This is a genomic window from Streptomyces graminilatus (genome assembly GCF_001418565.1).
Taxonomy (GTDB): Bacteria; Actinomycetota; Actinomycetes; order Streptomycetales; family Streptomycetaceae; genus Streptomyces; species Streptomyces graminilatus.
Map to the genome: position 1 here is coordinate 1 of NZ_LIQQ01000220.1, position 5,474 is coordinate 5,474.

Below are 5,474 nucleotides of genomic sequence, written 5' to 3' on the forward strand. Positions count from 1 at the left end.
GGCCTCGTCCTCAAACGCCGGTCCGGATACTCCAGACGTACCACTCAGGAGTGATCACAGGTGAGCACCCTCGCCGCCCCCCTCGTTCTCCCTCGCGGGAATGTGTCCGTCCCCACCGAGGGGATGACGACTACACCCCGGAACCCCATCGCGGGCACGGTCTACACCGAGCCCCTGAGGGGTGTGCGGTGTATCCGGCTGTCCGTGATGACGGACGAGACCACCAGCCCCGAACGGCAGCGCGAAGCCGACGACATCGCGGCGGCAGCCCTCGGAATCGGCTTCGGCGAGGGTGACGCGCTCCGCGAAGCCGTCGGCCTGGACGTGAGCGCGTCCGCTTTCGGTCCCTTCGACCGTCCCCAGCTCGGCGAGTGGCTCGCCCGTCCCGACGAGTGCGACGCGCCTCAGTTACGGCCCTGCTAACGGCTGGCAGCACGGTTCATTTGCCGGTTTCCGGATCCCGAACCTTCGCCCGTCCCCACAGTTCCTCGCTGTGCTCCGCGAACCGGTCGAACATTCCTCCGTCACCCTGCTTTCGTAGGTGGAGCAGCGGGGAGTCGTGCCCGACGAGCCGGGCAAGGTGTGGCGTCACGAGTGCGTCATCGTCGAACCGGAACACGGAGAGGCTGACGTGGTTGATCGCGTCTTCCGGCGCGCTGAAGCGGGTCTCAAGGCCGTCCAGGGGCCCGAGGCGGTCAAGGTGCTCCAACGTGATTCTGATGCGCGTGGAGACCGTCAGGGCCACGTCCTCGACGATCTCGCGCTGTCGGGTCACTTCGCCCTCGGGGTCGCCCAACAGGAAGCGCACGCGGCACCCTGCCTCTGTCTTCCGGCGCACTGTTTCCAGGAAGGTGGGCACCTGGGTCCACAGGAAGTAGTTCGTGTATCCGGCGAAGAACAGATCGGTGTCGGCGTCGCTGACCAGGTCGCTCCATACCGTGGACGGGCAGGCGGAGCGGTACGGGTAGCTGTGGACTAGTTCACGGTCGTGTCCGCTCTTGATGCGGTCCTTGACTGCCTGCGGCCAGATCATCTCTTCGTCCACTCCCAACGCCCGGCAGGCGTCCTCTCGGTTACGTGCATGGGGTGTCAGTTCGGAGTCGGCCAGCCACCGTTCGACGGTCTTGCCGGACACACCGACGCGTACAGCAAGCTGACGCGGGGTGATTCCGGCGTCTGCCATAGCTGAGCGTAGGGCAGAGTTCAAGATGTCTCCCAGGGACGTTTGGGCCTTTTCTCGACCGTAGCGGCCAAAGGCCTAACTGTCCCTGGTTCGGGGCCGGATACGTCCTCAAGGGCACTTCAGGATCGCGGCATGACTGAGCCGAGGAGATACCCGTCCACGCCGGTTGAACTGCCGTTGCGCACGTACTTGGAGCCGACGCCCATTGAAGGCTGCGCCGGTTGTACCGAACTGGCCAACGTGCGGGACCGTGCGCGTGCCGGGGGCGACATGACGACCGTGACCGACTGCAACGTCTACTTGCGGCGGCACCCCGAGGGGCACTGATGACCACGGCTCCCGAGAAACTCCGCAGCGTTGCCAGAGAGCCGCCGTTCTCGGTCGCCGTGACCTACTGCGGGCTTTGTACCGGGCACCGGTCCATCTGGTGTGACGGGTGCTGCGGGTTCGGCGGGTGCCGGCTCTGCAAATGGACTGAGAAACGTCCCTGCCCCGTATGCGTTGGTGGCAGCGCAGAACCTGTCCGCTGGTGAAGCTCCGGCGTGCTGAGGACGGCCCGAGCAAGGCTCAGCGTGTCGGCAGCCCCGCCTTTGCGTCCCGCATCGTCGACGCATGGGCGGGGCCATGGCGACGAGCCGGCGCACGAGGCGTGCGCCCGTGAGGTGGCTGAGAAGACCGGGCTTGCCTACTTCCGGCCGGGCCGGTTGCTCCTGGTCGACTACGTCCCGCGCAACGAGGAGACCGGCGTCACCGAGGGATACAACCTCGTCTTCGACGGCGGGACCCTGCTGAGCACTGATGCCGTCACGCTGCCCGAGCCGGAGGACGGCAAGGAGCCGGACCTGACCGCCTACCGCTGGGTGCAGCCGCACACGCTGAACACCTTCACCGACCCGGACCAGGAAAGCCGCGTCCGCCGGGCACTCGCCGTTCTCGACGGCTTCGGGCCCGCGCAGTTCCTGTGCCAGGGCAAGTCGGTGACGGCGGACAACCGGTAAAGGGGAGAGAACACGTGGGAAGCGCGAAGCGGACCGTAGCGGCGGCACAGGCCGCCATCGCCCGGGACCGGCCGAACGGCACACCGCAGAACACCCAAAGGGCACTCGCGGACAGGCACATTCGCACACACACGCCGGAAAGCCTCTACCCCAACCCGGTGGACGAGGCCAGCGACACCGACCCAGCGCCGTAGCGGGGGTTCGAGCCGAGCCCCGTCCGTGCCTCTCCCAGACGCATTGGACGGGGCTTGCGCATGGTCTCGGCACCAGCATCTCGTCAGCTAGGTCCCGAGCCTCACCGACGACCAGGCGGCAAACATCGTCACCGCTGTAAGTCGTCGCTCAGCGACCGAACAGACACGGAAGCGCCCCGTTCGGCCATGTGCCGGGCGGAGCCGCTGCGGCCCTCCCACAGAATTACAGTAGATACGGACGCGTTGTCCTACTTCGTTTGATGCTTAGCGGTTCCGTTCTCGGGTGGCTGTCTGCGCTTTACTGTCGGGGAGAGCGCGGGTCGGTGTTGGCGGGGCTGAGGAGGGCGGCCGAGAACCCGTCGTGGCGCCGGCGCCACCGTTCAACGGCAGCCCTGGGGGAGTGGAACCGACCCAGTGGACCCCGTCTGGACCACGCCCCCGGAGTGGCACCCGCGCCAGGCACTCCGTACCCGCTCCGCGCCAGGTGAACGGGCCGTAGGCGGCGTGCCCGAGCGGCCAAAGCGAACCGTCTTGAAAAACCGTTCGGGCTAGGCCGGGCGGAGCCAGATTGTTGCCAAGGGAGGCAGCGTTGCGCGGATGCTTGTCGGGTGGCCGTGCCACGGGTGGGGGTCCGGTTTCAGGGGGGACTGGTTGTGGGTGGCTGATCCGCCGTAGCGGGACTCGTCCGTGTTGAGGGTCTCGTGCCAGGCCGGGACCGTGTCCGGGACTCCGATGCGGTAGTCCTCGCGGACGACCGGTGAGAAGTTGCTGATCGACAGGAGCGGGGTGCCCTCCGCGTCGTAGCGCATGAACGCGAAGACGTTGTCCTCCGCCGCGTCCCCGACCAGCCACTCGAAGCCCGAGGGGTGTGTGTCCTTCTGCCAGAGGGCCGGGGTCTCCGCATATACCTTGTTCAGGTCTCGGACCAGGTCGCGGACGCCTCTGTGGTCCGCCTCCGCCCCGTACGCCGGGTCCAGTAGCCACCAGTCGGGGCCGTGGGCCTCCGACCACTCCGCGCCTTGGGCGAACTCCTGGCCCATGAAGAGGAGTTGCTTGCCGGGGTGTGACCACATGAAGGCCAAGTAGGCGCGTTCTGTCGCCCGTTGCTGCCACCAGTCGCCCGGCATCTTTGATACCAACGACCGCTTGCCGTGGACCACCTCGTCGTGGGAGATCGGCAGGACGTAGTTCTCGCTGTACGCGTAGACCATCGAGAACGTCATCTCGTGGTGGTGGTGTTTGCGGTGGACCGGGTCGTGCTGGACGTAGCCCAGTGAGTCGTGCATCCAGCCCATGTTCCACTTCAGACCGAAGCCCAGGCCGCCGAAACCGCCCGGGCCCGTGTGGTGCGTGGCCCGGGTGACGCCGTCCCATGCCGTCGACTCCTCGGCGATCGTCACGACCCCCGGGACCCGCCGGTACACGGTGGCGTTCATCTCCTGGAGGAAGGCGACCGCGTCCAGGTTCTCCCGGCCGCCGTGCTCGTTCGGCGTCCACTGGCCCGGCTCGCGCGAGTAGTCCAGGTACAGCATCGAGGCGACCGCGTCGACCCGCAGCCCGTCTATGTGGAACTCCTCGCACCAGTAAACGGCGTTCGCCACAAGGAAGTTGCGGACCTCGCGGCGGCCGAAGTCGAACTCCAGGGTGCCCCAGTCGGGGTGGGCGGCCCGCAGCGGATCCGAGTGCTCGTACAGCGCGCGCCCGTCGAACTCGGCCAACGCCCAGTCGTCGCGCGGGAAGTGGGCCGGGACCCAGTCCATCAGTACGCCGATGCCCGCGCGGTGCAGGGCGTCTACCAAGTACTTGAAGTCGTCCGGGGTGCCTAGGCGGGCCGTGGGCGCGTAGAAGCCGGTGACCTGGTAGCCCCATGAGCCGCCGAAGGGGTGCTCCGCCACCGGCATCAGCTCCACGTGCGTGAAGCCCAGGTCACGTACGTAGGCGGGGAGTTGGGTAGCCAGTTGACGGTACGTCAGGCCCGGGCGCCAGCTCGCCAGATGGACCTCGTAGATCGACATCGGGGCCTCGTGCGCCGGGATCTGCGCCCGCCGCGCCAGCCACTCCCCGTCCTCCCATTCGTGACGTGAACTATGCACGATGGAAGACGTGTTGGGCGGAATCTCCGTCCGGCGGGCCATCGGGTCCGCGCGCTGTGTCTTCGAGCCGTCCGGGCGAGTGATCTCGAACTTGTACAGCTCACCCTCGCCGACGCCCGGCACGAACAGCTCCCACACCCCCGTGCCGCCCAGCGACCGCATCGGATACGCCGTACCGTCCCAGAAGTTGAAGCCCCCGATCACCCGGACGCCTTGCGCGTTCGGCGCCCAGACCGCGAAGCGGGTGCCGGTGACGCCCTGGTGGGTCATCGGCTCGGCGCCCAGCGCCTTCCACAGCTCCTCGTGCCGGCCCTCACCGATGAGATGCAGGTCCAGATCGCCGAGCGCGGGCAGCAGGCGGTACGCGTCCTCGGTCTCCTGCACCTGCTCCTCGTACGCGATGACCAGCCGGTACTCCGGGACGGCCCGTAGCGGTAGGGCGCCCGAGAAGAATCCGTCGCCGTCGTCGTGCAGGTCCGTCCGTAGATCTCCGGCCACGACTGTCACCGACAGGGCGTACGGCCGCAGCGCCCGGAAGGCGACCCCGCCCGGCAGCGGATGCGCGCCCAGGACGGAGTGCGGGTCGTGGTGCGTGCCGGCCAGCAGCCGTTCGCGGTCGGCCGCGTCCAGCGCGGGGGAGGGCAGCGGGGTGGTCTCCTGATTGTGGTCCTGATTCTGGTCCTGCTTCGTCGCGGCGGCTGTCTCCTTCGCCGCCCGCTTTGCCGCCTTCTTCCCGGGGTCCTTCTTCGCGGACGTCTTCTTCTTCGTGTTCTTCGAGCCGCTGGACGGGGAGTGCGGGGTCACGGGCGGGTGCCTTTCGAAGGTGAGGCCGGGGGGAAGTGGAGAGGGAGTGGGGGAGGGGGATTGCGTGGGGGTCAGCCCGGTGCGGCCAGGCGGCGGACCGCCGACATCGGTACCGGGAGCCAGTCCGGGCGGTGCCGGGCCTCGTACACCACCTCGTACACCGCCTTGTCCGTTTCGTACGCCCGCAGGAGCACCGTATCGG

General features: G+C 67.9%; 4 protein-coding genes and 2 pseudogenes. 3 read left to right on the plus strand and 3 right to left on the minus strand.

The window, feature by feature from the left end:
• Positions 1-123: 123 nt before the first annotated feature.
• A pseudogene (locus AOK08_RS19500) lies at positions 124-402 on the plus strand (recombinase family protein); the annotation flags it as partial.
• A 37-nt stretch (positions 403-439) separates the two neighbouring features.
• Here AOK08_RS19500 and AOK08_RS19505 read toward each other — a convergent pair.
• On the minus strand, positions 440-1,033 hold the full coding sequence (locus tag AOK08_RS19505; protein ID WP_079054135.1) for a DNA-binding protein: 594 nt from the start codon (positions 1,031-1,033) through the stop codon (positions 440-442).
• A 57-nt stretch (positions 1,034-1,090) separates the two neighbouring features.
• Positions 1,091-1,183 (minus strand): annotated as a pseudogene (locus tag AOK08_RS48725) (XRE family transcriptional regulator); the annotation flags it as partial.
• Between the two features lie 132 nt (positions 1,184-1,315).
• Between AOK08_RS48725 and AOK08_RS19510 the strand changes: the two are divergent.
• Complete coding sequence (locus tag AOK08_RS19510; RefSeq protein WP_055527561.1) at positions 1,316-1,510, plus strand: hypothetical protein; 195 nt, start codon at positions 1,316-1,318, stop codon at positions 1,508-1,510.
• A 335-nt stretch (positions 1,511-1,845) separates the two neighbouring features.
• Complete coding sequence (locus AOK08_RS19515; protein ID WP_055527562.1) at positions 1,846-2,181, plus strand: NUDIX hydrolase; 336 nt, start codon at positions 1,846-1,848, stop codon at positions 2,179-2,181.
• A gap of 742 nt (positions 2,182-2,923) precedes the next feature.
• On the opposite strand, the gene glgB is transcribed toward AOK08_RS19515, so the two are convergent.
• The gene (gene glgB, locus AOK08_RS19520; RefSeq protein ID WP_079054134.1) at positions 2,924-5,272 is read right to left on the minus strand and encodes a 1,4-alpha-glucan branching enzyme; all 2,349 of its coding nucleotides are present in this window, start codon (positions 5,270-5,272) and stop codon (positions 2,924-2,926) included.
• Positions 5,273-5,474 lie beyond the last annotated feature (202 nt).

Coding starts and splice junctions, on each gene's coding strand:
- AOK08_RS19505 (WP_079054135.1), bottom strand. CDS start 1,033: ATGATCTGGCCGCAGGCAGTCAAGGACCGCATCAAGAGCGGACACGAC.
- AOK08_RS19510 (WP_055527561.1), top strand. CDS start 1,316: ATGACTGAGCCGAGGAGATACCCGTCCACGCCGGTTGAACTGCCGTTG.